Origin of the sequence: Streptomyces misionensis (assembly GCF_900104815.1) — a bacterium.
Taxonomy (GTDB): Bacteria; Actinomycetota; Actinomycetes; order Streptomycetales; family Streptomycetaceae; genus Streptomyces; species Streptomyces misionensis.
In genome coordinates this window covers 6,925,235-6,942,500 of sequence record NZ_FNTD01000004.1, presented here as the reverse complement: position 1 = coordinate 6,942,500, position 17,266 = coordinate 6,925,235, and the positions used below count along the sequence as shown (strand labels likewise).

Sequence of the window (17,266 nt, the reverse complement as noted above, 5' to 3'; positions counted from 1 at the left end):
GAGCACCCGGCCCGGTCGCGAGACGGCGGCGGGCCGGGGCGACGAACGGAACGGACCCCGGCGGGAAGGAAACGGCATGGACAAAGTGGTGGCCGCGGCCGCGCAGGCAGTGGCGGACATCCCTGACGGTGCGTCGCTCGCGGTCGGCGGGTTCGGCCTGTGCGGCATCCCGTCGACGCTGATCGCCGCGCTGGCGGAGACCGGCGCGGCCGGGCTGCGGGTCGTGTCCAACAACTGCGGTGTGGACGACTGGGGTCTGGGGCTGCTGCTGCGGGCGGGCCGGATCGCCCGGATGACCTCCTCCTACGTCGGCGAGAACAAGGAGTTCGCCCGCCAGTACCTGTCCGGCGAGCTGGAGGTGGAGCTGACGCCGCAGGGCACGCTCGCCGAGCGGCTGCGGGCCGGCGGCACCGGCATTCCCGCCTTCTACACCCCGGCGGGGGTGGGCACCCAGGTCGAGGAGGGCGGCCTGCCCTGGCGGCACACCGCGGACGGCGCCGTCGCGGTGGCCTCGCCGCCCAAGGAGACACGGGAGTTCGGCGGCCGCCGCCATCTGCTGGAGGAGGCCATCACCACGGACTTCGCCCTGGTCCGGGCCGCGGTCGCCGACCGGCACGGCAACTGCGTCTTCCACGCGGCGGCACGCAACTTCAACCCGCTCTGCGCGATGGCGGGACGGGTGACCGTGGTGGAGGCCGAACGCGTCGTCGAGGCGGGTGAACTTCCCCCGGACGCCGTGCACTTGCCGGGCGTGTACGTGGACCGCGTGGTCGCCGCCGACACGTCGCTGGGCAAACGGGTCGAGCGCCGCACCACGCGTCCGGCGCGCACCGGCGCCGGCACGACCGTCCCGCGTACCGCGTCCGAGGAGAAGTGACCGTGCCGCTCGACCGTGATCAGCTCGCCGCCCGCGCCGCCCGGGAACTGCGCGACGGCCAGTACGTCAACCTGGGCATCGGCCTGCCCACCCTGATCCCCGGCCATCTGCCGGACGGGGTGCACGTGGTGCTGCACTCCGAGAACGGCGTTCTGGGCGTGGGCCCCTACCCGTACGACGGCGAGGAGGACCCCGATCTGATCAACGCCGGGAAGGAGACGGTGACCACCGTCGCCGGCAGCGCCTGCTTCGATTCGGCCCTCTCCTTCGGCATGGTGCGGGCCGGCCGGATCGACGTCTCGGTGCTCGGCGCCATGCAGGTGTCGGCCCACGGCGACCTGGCCAACTGGATGATCCCCGGCAAGATGGTCAAGGGGATGGGCGGTGCGATGGACCTGGTCCACGGCGCCCGGCGGGTGGTGGTGGTGATGGAGCACGTGGCCAGGGACGGCAGCCCGAAGATCGTCGAGGAGTTGGGGCTGCCCGCCACGGGTCGCCGGGTGGTGGACCGGATCGTCACCGATCTGGGTGTCATCGACGTCACCCCCGAGGGGCTGCGGCTGGTCGAGACCGCTCCGGGTGTCGGCGTGCGGGAGGTGGTGGCCGCGACCGGGGCCCGGCTTCTCGTCGGGGAGGACTGACGGTCCCGGACGCCGCCGGCCCGGCACGCGGTCGTCCGCGTGCCGGGCCGGGTGGTGCCGGTGGGGCCGTGTCACGTCACCGCAGGGACTGCGGGGCCAGCCGGGCGAGGGTCGAGTAGTCGTTCACGTACAGGGACCCGTCGGGTGAGGCGGACAGCTGGCCTTCCTTGGACAGGGTGCCGTTGGGGCCGGTGACGAACTCCCAGGACGTGCCGGTCCAGCGGGCCGCCGGCTTGCCGGTGTCGGACGTCAGTCCGGCCCAGAGCCGGCCGTCGTGGTAGGCGAAGTCGCTGACCCAGTGGATGTCCGTGCCCGGCACGTCCGCCCGCTTCCAGGTGCTGCCGTCCCAGTGCAGGACGTAGCCGCCGGTCTTGCCGCCCTTCACGTCGCCCTGGAGGTTGTACAGGTTGCCGCCGAGCCACACGTCGTTCGGGCTCTTGGCGACGACGGCGTACAGGAGGGTGCTGTTGGGGCTGGACGAGGGCAGCGCCGACTCGGTCCACTGGGTGCCGTTCCAGTGCGCCGCGAAGGGCTGGTAGGCGTCGCCGCTGATGGTGCCCTTGTCCTTGAAGCCGGCCACCCAGATGTCGTTGTCCGCGTTCACGCTCATGGTGTTGAGCGTGGCCTTCTGCATGGAGTCCGGCAGCTTGGTGACGTTCCAGCCCCGGCCGTCGAAGTGCGCCACGGCGGGCACCCACTGCGCGGTGGTGACCTGGTAGGTGCCGGCCGCCCACACGTCGTCGCGCGAGAGCGCCTTGCTGTCCTTCGTGTCGAAATGTGCCTTGTCGGGAGAGTTCTCCGTCCAGGCGGTTCCGTCCCAGTGATACCCCATCAGGCCGTTGTCGTTCTTGAACGCCCACACGTCGTCGGCGGCCGTGCCCGTGGTCGAGTCGACGATCTCCTTGCCGGGGGGCGAGATGTCCTTCCACGCCTGGCCGGCCTGCTTCTGCCACAGCTGGTAGGTGACGTTGCAGGGGTCGCAGAACGGTCCCCCGCCCGACCTGGTCGTCGCCGTGTACGTCGAGTCGGCGAGCGGGGTGAAGCTCCATACCTCGTCGGCGAGCGGGTAGTCGATCTTCTGCCAGGCCACGGTCACGGCCGCCGCGGCCGGCGCGGCGGACACCGCCGCCGCCGTGGCGGATGCGACCAGTACGGTCAGCGCGGAGCCGATCAGGCGCCGGACGCCGGTCTTCGTCATCGAGTGCGTCTCCTGGGGTCTGGGCAGTGTGTCCGTGGGGGGACTCGGCCTGCCGTCGACGCTTGCGCAAACAGGCACGAAGATCCTCCGCGGTCGCCCTATACGGCTCCCATACCGGCCGGCGGGCGGGAACCGGCGGCCGGTTCCCGCCCGCCCGGCGAGGCCGCGGGCGCTCAGCTGCGCCGTGTCGCGGCGACGCCCGCGGCACCTGCCACGCACGCCACGCCGGCCACGAGATAGGCCAGGTGGTAGCCCGACAGCCGGTCGTTCGCGGTCGCCGCGACCAGGACCAGGGCCGCGACTCCGGCGCTGGAGCCGATCTGCTGGGCGACGACGTTCACCGCGCCGGCGACCGCGTGCTGGTGCGGCGGCACGCCGCCCAGGCCGGCCGTGGTCATCGCCGGGAAGTTCAGGCCCTGACCGAGGCCGCTGATCACCAGTCCGGGCATCACGTGCAGCAGGTAGTCGCCGTGGTGCGGGGTGGTGACCCACAGCGCCGTGCCCGCGCCGATCAGCACCAGCCCGGTGACCATCAGGGTCCGCGGGCTGAACCTGGTCAGCAGCCGTCCGGTGACGAAGCTGGCGGTGAGGAACACCGTCAGCGACATCGGCACCAGGGAGAGACCCGATTCGACCGGGGAGTACCCCAGCATCCCCTGGAGGTACAGGGGCGCGAAGAACACGATGCCGACCGACGCCGTGTACTGGAGGAACGCCGCCGCGGTCGCCAGCCGTACCGACGGGACCCGGAACAGGCCGAGCGGCAGCAGCGGGTCGGCGGTGCCGCGTTCGCGGACGACGAAGAGCACCAGGAAGAGCACCGCGCCGGCCACCAGGGCCCAGGCCCACGTCCCGCCGAGGCTCACGCCGACGACGAGCAGCGCGAGACCGAGGGTGCCGAAGACCGCGCCGGCCATGTCCACCGGCCCCCTGCGGCCCGTCCCGTCGGGCAGCCCGGCCCGGGTGACCGCGAGCACGAGCACGCCGAGCAGCACGGAGAACCACAGCACCGACCGCCAGCCGAGGAACTCGGTCAGCACGCCGCCCAGCAGCATGCCGCCGCTGAAGCTGGCCGCGCCGACCGCGGCGTACACGCCGAGCGCGCGACCGCGCTCCGGCCCCTCCGGGAACACCTCGGTCAGCAGGGCGAGGGCGGCCGGGCCGGACAGGGCCGCGCCGATGCCCTGGACGCCCCGCGCGCCGAGCAGCACCGCGCCGTCCGGTGCCAGGGCCCCGACCAGCGCAGCCGCCGTGAACAGGGCGACCCCGGCCTCGAACACCCGCCGCCTGCCGAACACATCGGCCAGCCGGCCGCCCACCAGCAGGAAGCCGGCGAACGTGACGGAGTAGGCCGTCATCACCCACTGGAGGGTGGTGTCGGCCAGGCCGAAGCGCGCGCCGACGGACGGCAGGGCCGCGTTCAGTACGGCCATTCCGCTCAGATCCAGTGCGAGCGCCCCGGCCAGCACTCCGAGCGCCAGACCCGACCTCTGCTGCGACGTCGTCGCGACGCTGGTCATGCGGGCCTGCCGGGGAACACGCCGCGGCCGTCCGACGGGCGCCGGCCGCCGAAGCCCGGCTGCCGGCCGTCCGCGGCCGGGCGGGCCCGTCCCCGTGATGATCCGTTGTGCATGGCGGTGTTGCTTCCTCTCCCCAGGCGGGTTGCGTACGAACCCCACAAGCCGATCACCGCGCCCCGCCCAGGTCAATCGATTGCTTCCCAACTGGCCGGAAACGACGTGTAGTTCGCCGCGCACGCCCCGTGTGAACAGGGCGGACGCCGTCGGCTCACCGGGCGTGCAGGGCCCACTTGCTGCCGTCGACGAGTGCCGTTCCGGGCAGCGCGATGAGTTCGGGTTTGAACAGCGGTTGCGCGTCCATCGCGGGCTCCCAGGTCGCCAGCTTCTCGTCCTGGGGGACCTCGATGCGCCGGCCCTCGGCGAGGTCGGCGACCACCCGCACCAGCAACCGCACCCCGAGCGGCGCCAGATGCTCGCGCCACAGGCTCTGCGGGGTCGAGCCCGGGGGCACGAACAGGTGCTCCTGCGCGGCGATCGGGCCGCCGTCGGTGCGCTCCGTGAGGTGGTAGACGCTGCCGCCGGTCACCTTGTCCCCGTCGCGGATCGTCCAGCGGATCGCGTCCCGCCCCCGGTGCAGGGGCAGCAGGCTGGGGTGGTAGCCGATGGCCGCGACGGCGGCGCGGGCGCGCGTTCGGCGGCCGATGAAGGCGTGCGAGTGCGCGGCGACGATGATGTCCACCCCGTCCGGCACGTGCATCGCGCGCAGTTCGGCCGAGTCCGTCCACGGGACGCTCCTGGGGTACGCCCAGGAGCGCAGCCGGTCCCAGGACATCGCGTTGCTCTCGTCGCAGTGCCCCTTGCGCAGCCGGGGGGCGGCCACGCCCGCGATCCGGTGTCCTTCGTCCCACAGGGCGTCCGCGACCTGCACCGCGAACGCCCCCTGCCCTGAAATGTAGATGTTCACTCGCGCTCCCGGCGCTCGCTGGTCGGGTACCTGTTCAGGCCGTCGGCGTGTCCACCGGAGCCGTGAAGTTCTGTTCGGCGTAGTCGAGGGCGTCGTCGCGGCGGGGGCCGCGGTGGACGATCCGCCAGCCCTTCGGCAGCTCCAGATACGGCCGCCACAGCGCGTGCTGTCCGGCCTCGTTCGCCACCACCAGCCAGTCGCCCTCACCGCCGTCGAAGGGGTTGCCGCTCATCGGTCGACCTCTTTCATTCCGGAGTCGTCGGGCCAGAACCGCACCGGCAGCGTGGAGAACCCGGTCAGGAAGTTGGACCGGATGCGCAACGCCTCGCCGGTCTGCTCGAACCCGGTCGTGAAGTCCCGCAAGGCCATGAGGAGTTCGGCGATCTCCACCTTGGCCAGGTAGGAGCCGAGGCAGAAGTGCGGGCCGTAGCCGAAGGCCAGGTGCTTGTTGGGGGTGCGGCCGAGGTCGTACTCGCCGGGCCGGTCGAAGACCCGCTCGTCCCGGTTGCCGGAGGCGTGCCAGAGCGTGACGATCTCGCCCGGCCGCAGCGGTACGCCGTGCAGCTCGGTCTCGCGGACGACCGTGCGCCCGAAGTGCATGGTGGGCGACGCCCAGCGCAGCACCTCGTCCACGGCGGTGTCGATCGCGACCTCGCCGTGTTTGAGCCGCCGCCACTGGTCCGGGCGGGCCGCGAGGGTGTGCACGCCGTCGATCATCGTCAGCCGGCTGGTCTCGTCGCCGCCGATGATCAGGCTGTAGCAGTTGAGCACGATGTCCTCGTCGGACAGCGGCACCCCGTCGATGGAGCTGGCGATCAGCATGCTGATCACGTCGTCGCCGGGCGTCTCGCGCCGCTCCTCGACCATGTCCATGAAGTACAGCAGGATCTCGTTGCGGGCCATCTCGGAGTCGACCTCGTCGACGTCCTCGGTGTCGGCCGACAGCGCGGCCTTGGTCTGTTCGAGCAGGTAGTCGCGGTCCTGCTCGGGCACGCCGAGCAGGTTGGAGATCGTGGTCATCGGGATGCGGGCGGCGATCTGCTCGGCGAAGTCGCAGCCGCCGCTCTCGACCGCCTCGCGGATCAGCTGCCGGGTGTTGGCCCGCACCGCCGCCGCGACGTCGCTGAGCACCCGCGGCGACAGCACCCGCTGGAGGATCTTGCGCAGCTCGTGGTGCCGGTGCCCGTCGGTGACGGCCAGCATCCGGCCGGCCCCGGCGTCCCCGCCGCCCAGCAGGGTGACGAGCACGTTGCCGCGCTCGGACGTGAAGTGCTCGTCGTCCCGGTAGGCGGCCATGATGTCGTCGTGGCGGGAGACCACCCAGAACCCCGGGCGGCCGTCGGCCGGCGGGTTCCAGTGCACCGGCGCGGTGTCGCGCAGGGTGCGCCAGAACGCGTCGAGGTCGTGGTCCGCGAAGGTGCCGGGGTCGCCCAGGTCGACGGTCTCCGGGGCCGGCGCGCGCACGCTCACCAGTCCGTCCGCCAGAGGCGGCGCGGCCGGAACGGGTAGGTGGGCAGCGGCACCCGGTGGCTGGTCTCGCCCCGGTGCAGGGCGTCGAAGTCCACCCGGCGGCCGGTCACCCAGGCCGCGGCGACGTCGAACAGGGCCGGTGCGTCCTGGCCGGACGGCACGATCCCGCGGTCGTCGTGGCGCAGCGAGTCCTCGTCCACCCGGGGCGCGGCGGCCGTCGTGGTGACCAGGCCGCGGGGCGCGTCGGCGGACAGCGCCTCGATCAGTTCCTCGCGGCTGCGGACCACGGCCGCCCACCGGCGGTCCATCGCCCGGCGGCCCAGGTTGAGGCTGAAGCACACGTCGTCCAGGCGCAGTTCGGGGTTGGCGACCAGCCAGTCCCGCAGCCGGGCGCGCCGGTCGGCCAGTGCCTCGTCGTCCAGGGCGGACAGGGTGGCCAGTCGCGGTCCGGCGGTCTCGGGGGCCCGCTCGGCGAGGGCCGGCGGTTCCTCCAGGACCAGGTGCGCGTTGTATCCGCCGCCGCCGATCGCGGTGATGCCCGCGCGGCGGACGCCGGCCTCCGGCTCCCAGTCGGCCGCCTCCAGCTGCGGCACGAACGGGGTGCTGGGGAAGTCGATGTCCGGGTCGACGTCGGTCAGGTTGATCGTCGGCGCCAGCGTCCGGTGGTACAGGGCCAGCGCGGCCTTCACGGCGCCGAAGCCGCCCGCGACCACGCCGCCGTGGCCGACGTTGCTCTTGACCGAGCCGATCGAGCAGGTGCCGGTCTGCTTGCCGAACGCCATGCTCACCGCGTGCACTTCGAGCTGGTCGGTCATCGGCAGTCCGAGACCGTTGGCCTCGTACATGGAGACCGTCTCCGGGGTGACGCCGCCGACCTGCATGGCGCCCGCGATGCAGGCGCTGAGCCGCTCGGGCTGGGCCAGTCCGTACGCCATCGCGCTGACGCCGTTGTTGTTGATGGCCGAGCCCTTGATCACGGCGTAGATGTGGTCGCGGTCGGCGACCGCCTCGGCCAGTGGTTTGAGCAGCAGGGTGGCGACGCCGCTGGACAGGGCGGCGCCGGTGCCGCCCGCGTCGAAGGGGCGGCAGTGGCCGTCCCGGGACAGGATGCGGCCCTCCTCCCACAGATGGCCCCGGGGCTGCGGCAGCCGGACCATGGCGCCGCCGGCGATCGCCAGGTCGGTCTGGCCGAGCAGCAGGGACTGGCAGGCCAGGTGCACCGCGTAGTGGAAGCCGGCGCAGGCGGTGGTGACGGTGACGGCCTCGCCGGTCAGCCCGATGTAGTAGAGGGCGTTGGACGTCATGGTGTCCGGCGACCACGCCAGGCCGTGCTCGATCGCCTCGGGCCCGACCGACACCCGGTCCGGCGGGGAGCTGTACAGGGCGGCGGTCTGCGGGTTGTTGGCGCCGTAGATGCCCACCTCGCCCGTGATCCGGTCGGGGTCGTAGCCGCCGTCCTCCAGCGCCTCCCAGGCGCTCTCCACGAAGAGCCGGTTCTCCGGGGTCATCACGGCGGCCATCCGGTCGCTGATGCCGAACACCGACGGATCGAACGCGTCGTACCCTTCGAGGATGCCGCAGGCCCGTACGTAATAGGGGTTGTTGATCAGGGTCTCGTCGACCGTGATCTCGTCCTTGGCGAGGAACGTCACGGACTCCCTGCCGTGCACGAGGTTGTCCCAGAACTGTTCCTTGGTGCGGGCGCCGGGGGCCCGGCACGAGATGCCGATGACGGCCACGTCGCCCGGGTCGTAGTCCTGCTCTGGACTGTCGGACATGAAAGGCTCCTGCTCGGGTCGGGTCGGGGGACTCAGTTGCCGCCGGAGGCGGCGCGGCCGCGCAGCGCGGCGCGGCGGACGGTGGCCCGGCGGCGGGCCGACTGCACGGCCTCGGGGGTGGCGCCGCTCTCGTCGTCCAGCCAGCGGCCGAGCGAGTGGATGTCACGGAAGCTGAACAGGTCGGGCACGCGGACCCGGCGGTCGAACCGCCGGGTCATCAGCCGGGCCAGCCGGACCAGCAGCAGCGAGTCGCCGCCGAGGTCGTAGAAGGCGGCCCGGACGTCGATGCTCGCCGGTTCGAGGTCGAGCAGCTGGCCCCAGATCTCCGCCAGCGCCACCTCGGTCGGGGTGCCGGCCGGCGTCACCGGGCGCCCGGTGCCGGCGGCCGGCGGCTCGGGGAGCGCGGCGCGGTCGAGCTTCCCGCCCGGCGTCAGCGGGAGCGCGGGCAGCAGGACGATCGCCGAGGGGATCATGTAGTCGGGCAGCTCGGTGGCGAGCTTGCCGGTGACGGTGGCCTGGAGCGCGGCGTCCACCCGGACGCCGTCGGGCGCCTCGCCCTCGGGCACGACGTACCCGAGGAGCCTGCGGCCCCGTACGACGGCGGCGGCCTCCCGGACCTCGGGGCAGCCGGTCAGCCGGGCCTCGACCTCCTCCAGTTCGATGCGGTGGCCGCGCACCTTGACCTGGTTGTCGGTGCGGCCGACGAACTCGAGTTCGCCGCTGTCGGTCAGCCGGACGACGTCGCCGGTGCGGTACATGCGCTCGCCGTCCCGGAACGGGTCGGGGACGAACCGTTCGGCGGTGGTGCGCGGCCGGTTGACGTAGCCGTGGGTGAGGCCGGCGCCGCCGAGGTACAGCTCGCCGGGCACGCCGGGCGGCAGCGGCTTCAGGTTCTCGTCGAGCACGTAGACCCGGGCGCCGTCGGTGGGCGGGCCGATGGTGGGCTCGTCGGTGCCGTTCTCGGGCACCGGTCCGAAGGTGCAGAAGACGGTGCCCTCGGTGGGCCCGTAGGCGTTGAAGACCCGGTCGGCGCCGGTCTCCTGGTACACCCGGTCGACCAGCTTGCGCCGCAGGGGTTCGCCGCCGAACACGACCGTGCGCAGGTTCGGGGGCAGGCCGCCGGCGTCCAGCAGGGTGTTCATCACGGAGGGGATGGCGTGCAGGTGGGTGATGCGGTCGACGTGCGGGCTCTCGGGGAGGTGGACGGCGCTCTCCACGAGCACGACGGCGCCGCCGCGGCACAGCGCGGGGAAGATCTCCATCACGGACATGTCGAAGCAGATGGAGCTGGCCGCGGAGACGCCGCTGAGGTCGCAGCCGGCCAGGACCCGGTCCATCGCGGACAGCATGGCGACGCAGCCGCCGTGCCGTACGGCCACGCCCTTGGGCCGCCCGGTGGAGCCCGAGGTGTAGATCACGTAGGCGGTGTCGCCGGGCACGACCGGTACGGGCTTCTCGCCGGGCTCGGTCGTCACGGTCCCGTCCAGCACCACCATGGTCGGTCCGGCCGGGCAGTTGGCGCGGGAGGCGGGCGTGGTCAGCAGCAGGCGGGTTCCGCTGTCGCGGACCATGAAGGCCAGCCGCTCGGCGGGGTACCGGGGGTCCAGCGGGACGTAGCAGGAGCCGGTGCGCAGGACGGCCAGGATGCCGGCGAGCAGGTCGGGCGTGCGCTCGACGCAGACGCCGACCGGGACGCCGGGACCGGCGCCCTCGGCGGTGAGCCGTTCGGCGAGCCGGCGGGACCGCTCGTCCAGCTCGCGGTAGGTGACGACGCCGGCGTCGGCGTAGACCGCGGTGGCGTCCGGGGTCCGGGCGGCCTGTTCGGCGAACTGCGCGTGCAGGGTCTGGGTCACTGGTCCGTCCCCTCGGACAGGCCGGCCGGCGCGATGGCGTCCAGTGCCAGGTCGGGTCGGGCGATCGAGTCGAAGAGCACGGTGCGGTAGAGGCTGAGCAGTGCCGTCACGGTCTGCTTCTCCAGGTAGCTCGGTTTGTACTGGACATGGCCGACCACTTCGCCGGAGATCTCGGCCATGGAGATCTCCAGGTCGAACTTGGCGAGGTGCCTGCGGACGGGCAGCGGTTCGAGCGGCAGGGCGCCGTCGGGTGCGATGGTGTCGCCGATGCCGTGGAAGAGCTTGACGGAGCGCGGGAAGGCGTCCGCGGACAGCCAGTTGAGCACGACGTCGAACCACGGGGAGCGGCCCTCGGTCCGCGGTGGCTTCAGGGTGGACGCCAGCAGGTCGAGGGGGTAGTTCATGTGCTCCAGCAGGCCGAGCGAGAACGCGTGGACCTCGTGCAGCAGCTCCCGGAAGGAGCGGTCGCCCGCCGGTTTCGCGCGCACCAGCACCGTGTTCAGGTAGTAGCCGATGGCCGACTCCCAGCCGGGCTCGCCGCGTTGGGCGATGGCGGTGGCGAGCACGGAGTCCTCGACGCCGGCCGCGCGGTTGAGGGTGGCGAAGAAGCCGGCCAGTGCCACGGTGCTGATCGACACGCCCTCGCGCACCGCGAACTCCCGCAGGACGCGGGTCTCTTCCGTGCTCCAGCGGAAGGTGAGGTCGCGGCCCTCGTAGGTGACGCCGGGCGGGCGCTGTCCGGGGGACAGGTCGAGGCGGGCGGGCGGGTCGGCCAGCCGCTCGGCCCACCAGTCGAGGGCGGCGTCGGCGGCCGGGCCGGCCAGCCACTGCCGTTCCCACTCCACGAACTCCGTGTAGGGGGCGGCCGGTTCGCGGTCGGCGGGGTCGGCGCCCGCGTAGAACTCCTGGAGTTCGCGGATCATCACGTCGGCCGAGGCCGCGTCCGAGGCGATGTGGTGCACCAGGACCAGCAGGTAGTGGTCGGCGGGGCCGCGGGTGAGCAGCACAACGCGCACCAGTGGCCCGTTGTCCAGGTCCATGGGCAGGTGGCCCTGGACGGCCAGTTCCTCGCGGGCCTCTTCCTCGTCCAGGTCCGGGCCGTCCAGGACGACGAACTCGTACTCCGGGTCGTCGAGGATGACCTGGTAGGGGCTGCCGCCCGCCTCCACGAAGACGGTGCGCAGCGCGGGATGCCGCTCGATCACGGCGGACACGGCGCCTTCCAGGGCCTGTTCGTCCACCTCGGTGCGGATCCGGGCGGCCACCATGAAGTTGTAGGGCACGGCGTCCGGCGCGATCTGCTGCATGAACCACAGGGAGGCCTGGCCGTGCGAGGCCGGGGCGATGCGGAAGCCGAGGCCGTCGGCGCGCAGTTGGTCGAGTGCCGGGGCGTCGGTGGGTTCCAGCAGGCCGCGCACGGCCAGTTCCTCGACCAGTTCCCCGGCGTCGATCTCGGACAGCCCGTCGGGGAGGGCCGCCGCGCGCCCGGGCCCGGGTGCCGGCTCCGGCCGGGGGGCCGGAGCCGGCGGGGCGGGCGCGGCGGACGGGGCGGGCGGGGGCGGCTCGGCCGTCGCGGTCGCGGCCGGTTCCCGGGTGGCCTCGGTGAGGTGGGCGACGATCTCCCCGATGGTGCGCCCGTCCAGGAACACCACCGGCGACACCCGCTGCCCGAACAGCGACTGCACCTTGTTGACCAGGCGGATCGCCAGCATGGAGTCGAGGCCGAAGTCGCGCAGCCGCGAGTCCGCGTCGAGCCTGTGCTCGTCGACGCCGAGCACGTCGGCGATCTCGCCGACGAGTACCTCCTCGGGCGGCCTGGTGTCGGCGGGGGCGGTCGCGGGCGTGGCCGCGGTCTGTGCCGCCGGTGCCGGGGCCGGGGCCGCGACCGCCTCGGGCGCCGCGTCGGCATGCGGCTCGACGTCCAACCAGAAACGTTCCTTCTGCCACTGCACGAGCGGGGTCTCCACGACCTCGACGTCGTCGGCGAACAGCGAGTCGAAGGTCAGCGGGATGCCCCTGACGAACAGCGACGCGGCGGCCCCCAGCAGGCAGCGCAGGTCGCTCTCGCCGCGCCGCAGCGAGTTGACCGCGTGCACGGGGGTGCCGCGGCTCAGCGCGATCTCCTCGACCGCGCCGCGCAGCGTCTCGTGCGGGCCGATCTCCACGAAGGTGCCGACGCCGTCCGCGACCAGCGCGCCGATCGTCTCGGCGAACCGGACCTGGTTGCGCAGGTTGTGCACCCAGTAGTCGACGTCGACGACCGGGTTCACCGTGTCGGCCAGGGCGGTGGAGTGGAAGTCGATGGTGCCGGCGGCCGGGGTGATGCCGGCGATGCGTTCGCGCAGCGGCTCGATCAGCGGGTCCATGCCGGGGCTGTGCACCGGTCGTTCGACCCGGATGTTCCTGGTGGAGACCCCCGCCCGCCGCAGCTCGGCCTCCAGGGCGCGGACGGCTTCGGGCGAGCCGGAGACGGCCGCGCTGGTGGGGCTGTTGACCACGGCGATCGCGGCGTGCTTCGCGTAGGGGACGAGCCACGGCAGCAGGTCGCGCTCGGGCAGGTCGACGGAGATCATCGCGCCGGGTGCGGCCTTGCGTTCGAGCAGGTGCGAGCGGGCGACCACGACGCGGGCGGCGTCCTTAAGGGACAGCGATCCGGCCACGCACGCGGCCGCGACCTCCCCGAGGCTGTGCCCGACGACGGCGGCCGGCTGTACCCCGAGCCCGAGCCAGACCTTGGCCAGCGAGACCTGGAGGGCGAACAGGACGGGTTGCTGGAAGTCCATCTCCTCGAACCGGGCCGACTCCTGCGGCGCGTCGAGCTGTTCGAGGACGGAGCAGCCGCCGGCCGCGCGTACCGCGCTGTCGCAGGCCCGCATCCAGGTGCGGAATCCGTCGTGGGTGCGCATGAGTTCACGGCCCATGCCGACCCAGTGGGTGCCGCCGCCGGAGAACACCAGCACCACGCGCCGGTCGCCGGTGCCGGTGACCGTGCCGGTGACGACGTCCGGGTGCGGCCGGCCGGCGGCGACCCGGGCGAGGCCGTCCAGGACCTCCTGCCGGTCGCGGGCGAACAGCGCCACCCGGTGGTTCTGCGGGGAACGCCTGGTCGCCAGGGTGTAGGCGAGGTCGGACACCCGCAGGCCCGGGTCGCGTTCGACGTGGTTGGACAGTTCCCGGCAGGTGTCGGCCAGCGCGGCGGCCGAGTGCGCCGTGACGGGCACGAGGTGCGGCCGTTCGTCGGTCGCGGGGGCGCCCTGGCGGGGGGTGGCGTGGCGTCCCCGGTCGCCCGCGAGGAACGGGCTCGCGGTGACGGGGTGCCCGGCGGCGAACAGCGCGCCGAGGGAACCCAGCAGGGTCCAGGCCTCGTCGGTGCCGCGGCGCAGCGAGGGCAGGGTGGCGGCGCCGAGGATCTCCGTGACCGACTTGAGCAGCACGGGGTGCGGGCTGAGTTCGATCACCGCGTCGATGTCGTGGTCGCGCAGGGTGGTCAGGGCGTCGACGACCCGGATCTCCCGGCGCAGGTTGTCCGCCCAGTACTGCGGTCCGAGTTCGGCGCCGTCGACGCGTTCGCCGGTGACCGTGGAGATCATCGGGATCCGGGTGGTCCGGGGCGTGAGGCCGGCGAGTTCGGCCTTGAGCGGGGCGAGGACGTGGTCGACCAGCGGGGAGTGCGGGGCGTGGCCCATCCGCACCCGGTGGGTCGTCAGGCCCTCCTCGGTCAGCCGCCGGACGAGGTCGTCGATCTCCTGCGGGGTGCCGGTGACCAGCGTGGAGTTCGGGCCGTTGTGGCCGGACACCGTGAGCTGCCCGGTCAGGTACCGCCTGACGGCGTCGGCGCCGGTGGTGACCACGATGCCCTCGCCGCGCCCGACGGCCAGTTGCTGGAGGAGCCGGCCGTGGCAGGCGGCCAGCCGGGAGGCGTCCTCGAAGTCGAGGGCCCCGGCGATGTGGGAGGCGGCGAACTCGCCGACGCTCTGTCCGACGACCACGTCGGGCTCCACGCCCAGCGAGCGCCAGGCGTCGGCCAGCGCCACCTGCATGCAGAACAGCAGCGGCTGGAAGACGTCCATGTCGTCGAGCCGCCCGTCGGGCGCCAGCAGCTGGTCGACCAGCGAGAAGCCCAGCAGCTCCCGCATCCGTTTGTCGGAGCGCATCATGGAGCGGCGGAACACCGGCATCCCGGCGAGCAGTTGCCTGCCCATGCCGACCCACTGCGAGCCGTTTCCGGAGAACAGGAACGCCACCCTGGGCCTGCGGTCGCCCCGCCGGCCGACGCTCAGCCCGGGCGCCGCCGTACCGTCGGCGAACGCGTCCAGCTGCGCCCTCAGCTCGGTCATGTCGCGGGCGGCGGCCGCGAGCCGGAAGCCGCCGTCGCCGGGCGGCCGGCCGCTGATCGCGCGCAGGTCGTGCTCGTCGCGCAGCGCCCGGGCGCGCTCGGCCAGCGCCTGCGGCGAGTCCTCGGCCAGCAGGACGAGGGAGCCCTCGGGGCGCGGCAGTTCCTCGGCGACGACGTGGCAGATGGCGCCGCCGAAGCCGAACGAGCTGACTCCCCCGCGGCGCGCGTCGGACCGTCGCGGCCACGGCGTCAGCCGGTCCTGGATGGTGAGGCCGTACTCGTCGAAGAGGATCTGCGGGTTGGGGGTGGCGTAGTGCAGGCTCGGGGGCAGCACCCCGTTGCGGATCGACAGCGCGAGCTTGACCAGGCCGACGATGCCGGCCGCGGCCTCCAGGTGACCGACGTTGGACTTCACGGAACCGAGCCGCAGCGGCACCGGGCGGTCACCGCCCAAGACCGCGCCGATGGCGTTGGCCTCGATGGGGTCGCCGAGCGGGGTCGCGGAGCCGTGGCACTCGATGTAGTCCACGAGGGACGGCGCGATGCCGGCCCGCCGGTAGGCGGTACGGAGCATCAGCTCCTGCGCCTGCGGGTTGGGCGCGGTCATGCCGTTGCTGGCCCCGTCGTTGTTGGCCGAGCTGCCCTTGATCAGGCAGTACACGGGGAGTTCGCGTTCGAGCGCCACGCTCAGCGGGGCGAGTACGACGACACCGGCGCCCTCGCCGCGGACGTAGCCGTCGGCGCGGGCGTCGAAGGTCTTGCAGCGGCCGTCCGGGGCGAGCGCGCCCATCCGGTCCATGGCGGTGTAGTAGTCGGAGACGAAGCTCAGGTTGACGCCGCCGGCCAGCACCAGTTCGCTCTCGCCCATCCAGATCGACTGGCAGCCCAGGTGCACCGAGACCAGCGATCCGGCGCAGGCGGCGTCGATGGCCATGCTCGGGCCCTGGAGTCCGAGGACGTAGGAGACGCGGTTGGCGATGATGCCGTCGTGCATGCCGGTCGCGGTGTGCGGGGTGATCTGGCTGTCGGGGCCGCGATAGTGCGCGAGTGCCGCGTAGTCGCCCCAGCAGGAGGCCATGAAGACGCCGGTGTCGCTGCCGACGAGGCCCCGGGGCGCGATCCCCGCGTCCTCCAGCGCCTCCCAGGCCAGCTCGAGCACCAGTCGCTGCTGCGGGTCCATCTGGACGGCTTCCCGGGGCGAGATGCCGAAGAACAGCGGGTCGAACCGGTCGATGCCGTCGATGAACCCGCCCCAGCGCACGCTGTCGCGCAGGAGTGCGCGGCGCTCGGCCGGCACCGGTCCGACGGCGTCGCGGCCCTCGGTCAGCAGCCGCCAGAACGCGTCCGGGTCCGGGCCGCCCGGGAAGCGGCAGCCGATGCCGACGATCGCGACCGGCTCCCGCGCCGCCGTGCGGCGGTCGGTGACCGGTGCGGTGGTCTGTGTGGTCCGGGGACCGTCGACGAGCGCACGGCTCAGTTCGTCGATGGTCGGGTACTGCCACATCCAGGTGACGGGGACCTTCCAGCCGAGGAACTCGGAGAGCGAGGCGGCGAGCGCCGCGGCTTTCACCGACTCCAGGCCGTACTGGTGCATCGGGGCCCAGCGGTCCACCGCGTCCTTGGACACGTCCAGCAGCTCGACGACGCGAGAAAGCAGGAAGTCTGTGACGGCGCGCGCAGTGAGCGCTCCGCGCTCATGGGGCATTTCGCCTCCTCGGCAGGGCGGATGGAAGGGGCCGGCGGACGGCGCCGTCGTCGGATCGGCGGTCCGGGCACGCGAAACGGCGGGGGGGGGGGACGGGGTGATGCGGCGCACGCGTGCGGCGGCGCCGGTCAGCGCGGCCGGGGTCGGCGGCGCCCGGGAGAAGGCCGGTCAGAGCCCGAAGGGACCGGCCGGGGAATGGCTCACCACGCAGAGGTCAAAGCTGTTGCTCTTGACGCCGAGAAACGGCACCCGAGTGAAGGCGCGACTGCCGGAATACCCATGATTGCAATGTGACTGCCCTCGTTGAGTCATCCTGACCGAATCACCTGACGTACTGATTCGGAATCACTGCCCGGCAGTCCACCCGCCGAGTACGTCGTCCGTCTCCTGTCACGGCCACTGCCGACGGGCGCGAGGATCCGCCATACCCAGACGGATCGGATTACGAGGTGCTCGCCCGATCGGCGAACGTCAGACTGCCATCCTGTGAAGGGCGAGACAAGAGTGACCGGGCGGACCACAGGTGCACTGGCAAGAATTGATGCCCCTGTGGCCGGTTCGCTCTTGTCGGTGGCTTGCCGACTGCTTGCCGTTCGCTTGCCACCGGCAGGCGGCCGCCGGCGGCCGGCTCCGGGTCGGCGGAAGTTCGTACAACCGGATATATCGCCCCACCCTTTGACGTCGGCGCGAAACCAACGACACCGACGCTCCGCCTTTTCCCATTATGGGCGGACAATTCCCTTATCTCCCTAGTAATTTCACCAAATGACCGTGGATACAGTCGATGTGACGGCAACTTCGACCGCCGCGGTCCGGTCGCTTCTCGCGCACTCCAGGGAAGTCCCGGGGAAATTTCCACGGAAAGGACACGTCATGGACCGTCGAACGCGTGCGTCATGGCCGCTCGTGACCATGGACCTGGAA

10 protein-coding genes are annotated in these 17,266 nt (G+C 72.6%); 2 read left to right on the top strand and 8 right to left on the bottom strand.

What is annotated here, in order from left to right; all coding sequences use genetic code 11:
- The first annotated feature begins 76 nt into the window (after positions 1–76).
- Positions 77–877, top strand: coding sequence for a CoA transferase subunit A (locus BLW85_RS32970; RefSeq protein ID WP_074994763.1), 801 nt, complete (start codon positions 77–79; stop codon positions 875–877).
- 2 nt (positions 878–879) lie between these two features.
- A complete protein-coding gene (locus BLW85_RS32965; protein WP_070029753.1) occupies positions 880–1,518 on the top strand; it encodes a 3-oxoacid CoA-transferase subunit B in 639 nt (212 codons plus the stop codon).
- Positions 1,519–1,594: 76 nt separating this feature from the next.
- Here BLW85_RS32965 and BLW85_RS32960 read toward each other — a convergent pair whose 3' ends face one another.
- The 8 genes from BLW85_RS32960 to BLW85_RS32925 all read right to left on the bottom strand — a co-directional run bounded on the left by BLW85_RS32960 (position 1,595) and on the right by BLW85_RS32925 (position 16,342).
- Complete coding sequence (locus tag BLW85_RS32960; RefSeq protein ID WP_074994760.1) at positions 1,595–2,716, bottom strand: hypothetical protein; 1,122 nt, start codon at positions 2,714–2,716, stop codon at positions 1,595–1,597.
- Between the two features lie 173 nt (positions 2,717–2,889).
- Entirely contained in the window at positions 2,890–4,236 is a 1,347-nt protein-coding gene (locus BLW85_RS32955) for an MFS transporter (RefSeq protein ID WP_074994757.1), read from the bottom strand.
- A 268-nt stretch (positions 4,237–4,504) separates the two neighbouring features.
- The gene (locus BLW85_RS32950; protein ID WP_070029716.1) at positions 4,505–5,200 is read right to left on the bottom strand and encodes a formyltransferase family protein; all 696 of its coding nucleotides are present in this window, start codon (positions 5,198–5,200) and stop codon (positions 4,505–4,507) included.
- A gap of 34 nt (positions 5,201–5,234) precedes the next feature.
- Positions 5,235–5,432: an MbtH family NRPS accessory protein gene (locus BLW85_RS32945; protein ID WP_070029715.1), complete on the bottom strand. Its 198-nt coding sequence runs from the start codon at positions 5,430–5,432 to the stop codon at positions 5,235–5,237.
- Positions 5,429–6,670: a cytochrome P450 gene (locus BLW85_RS32940; RefSeq protein ID WP_070029714.1), complete on the bottom strand. Its 1,242-nt coding sequence runs from the start codon at positions 6,668–6,670 to the stop codon at positions 5,429–5,431. The genes BLW85_RS32945 and BLW85_RS32940 overlap by 4 nt, the downstream gene beginning before the upstream one ends.
- Positions 6,667–8,448 (bottom strand): beta-ketoacyl synthase N-terminal-like domain-containing protein, encoded by a 1,782-nt coding sequence (locus BLW85_RS32935; RefSeq protein ID WP_070029713.1) that lies wholly within the window; start codon positions 8,446–8,448, stop codon positions 6,667–6,669. The genes BLW85_RS32940 and BLW85_RS32935 overlap by 4 nt, the downstream gene beginning before the upstream one ends.
- Positions 8,449–8,480: 32 nt before the next feature.
- Complete coding sequence (locus BLW85_RS32930) at positions 8,481–10,301, bottom strand: non-ribosomal peptide synthetase (protein WP_074994754.1); 1,821 nt, start codon at positions 10,299–10,301, stop codon at positions 8,481–8,483.
- Positions 10,298–16,342 carry a type I polyketide synthase gene (locus tag BLW85_RS32925; protein ID WP_074994751.1) on the bottom strand — a complete coding sequence of 2,015 codons (6,045 nt, stop codon included), beginning with the start codon at positions 16,340–16,342 and terminating at the stop codon, positions 10,298–10,300. The genes BLW85_RS32930 and BLW85_RS32925 overlap by 4 nt, the downstream gene beginning before the upstream one ends.
- Between the last annotated feature and the right edge of the window lie 924 nt (positions 16,343–17,266).

What these genes read in the sequence shown, in the direction of transcription:
- BLW85_RS32925 (WP_074994751.1), bottom strand. Translation starts at nt 16,342, where the DNA reads ATGCCCCATGAGCGCGGAGCGCTCACTGCGCGCGCCGTCACAGACTTC.
- BLW85_RS32935 (WP_070029713.1), bottom strand. Translation starts at nt 8,448, where the DNA reads ATGTCCGACAGTCCAGAGCAGGACTACGACCCGGGCGACGTGGCCGTC.
- BLW85_RS32960 (WP_074994760.1), bottom strand. Translation starts at nt 2,716, where the DNA reads ATGACGAAGACCGGCGTCCGGCGCCTGATCGGCTCCGCGCTGACCGTA.
- BLW85_RS32970 (WP_074994763.1), top strand. Translation starts at nt 77, where the DNA reads ATGGACAAAGTGGTGGCCGCGGCCGCGCAGGCAGTGGCGGACATCCCT.
- BLW85_RS32955 (WP_074994757.1), bottom strand. Translation starts at nt 4,236, where the DNA reads ATGACCAGCGTCGCGACGACGTCGCAGCAGAGGTCGGGTCTGGCGCTC.
- BLW85_RS32945 (WP_070029715.1), bottom strand. Translation starts at nt 5,432, where the DNA reads ATGAGCGGCAACCCCTTCGACGGCGGTGAGGGCGACTGGCTGGTGGTG.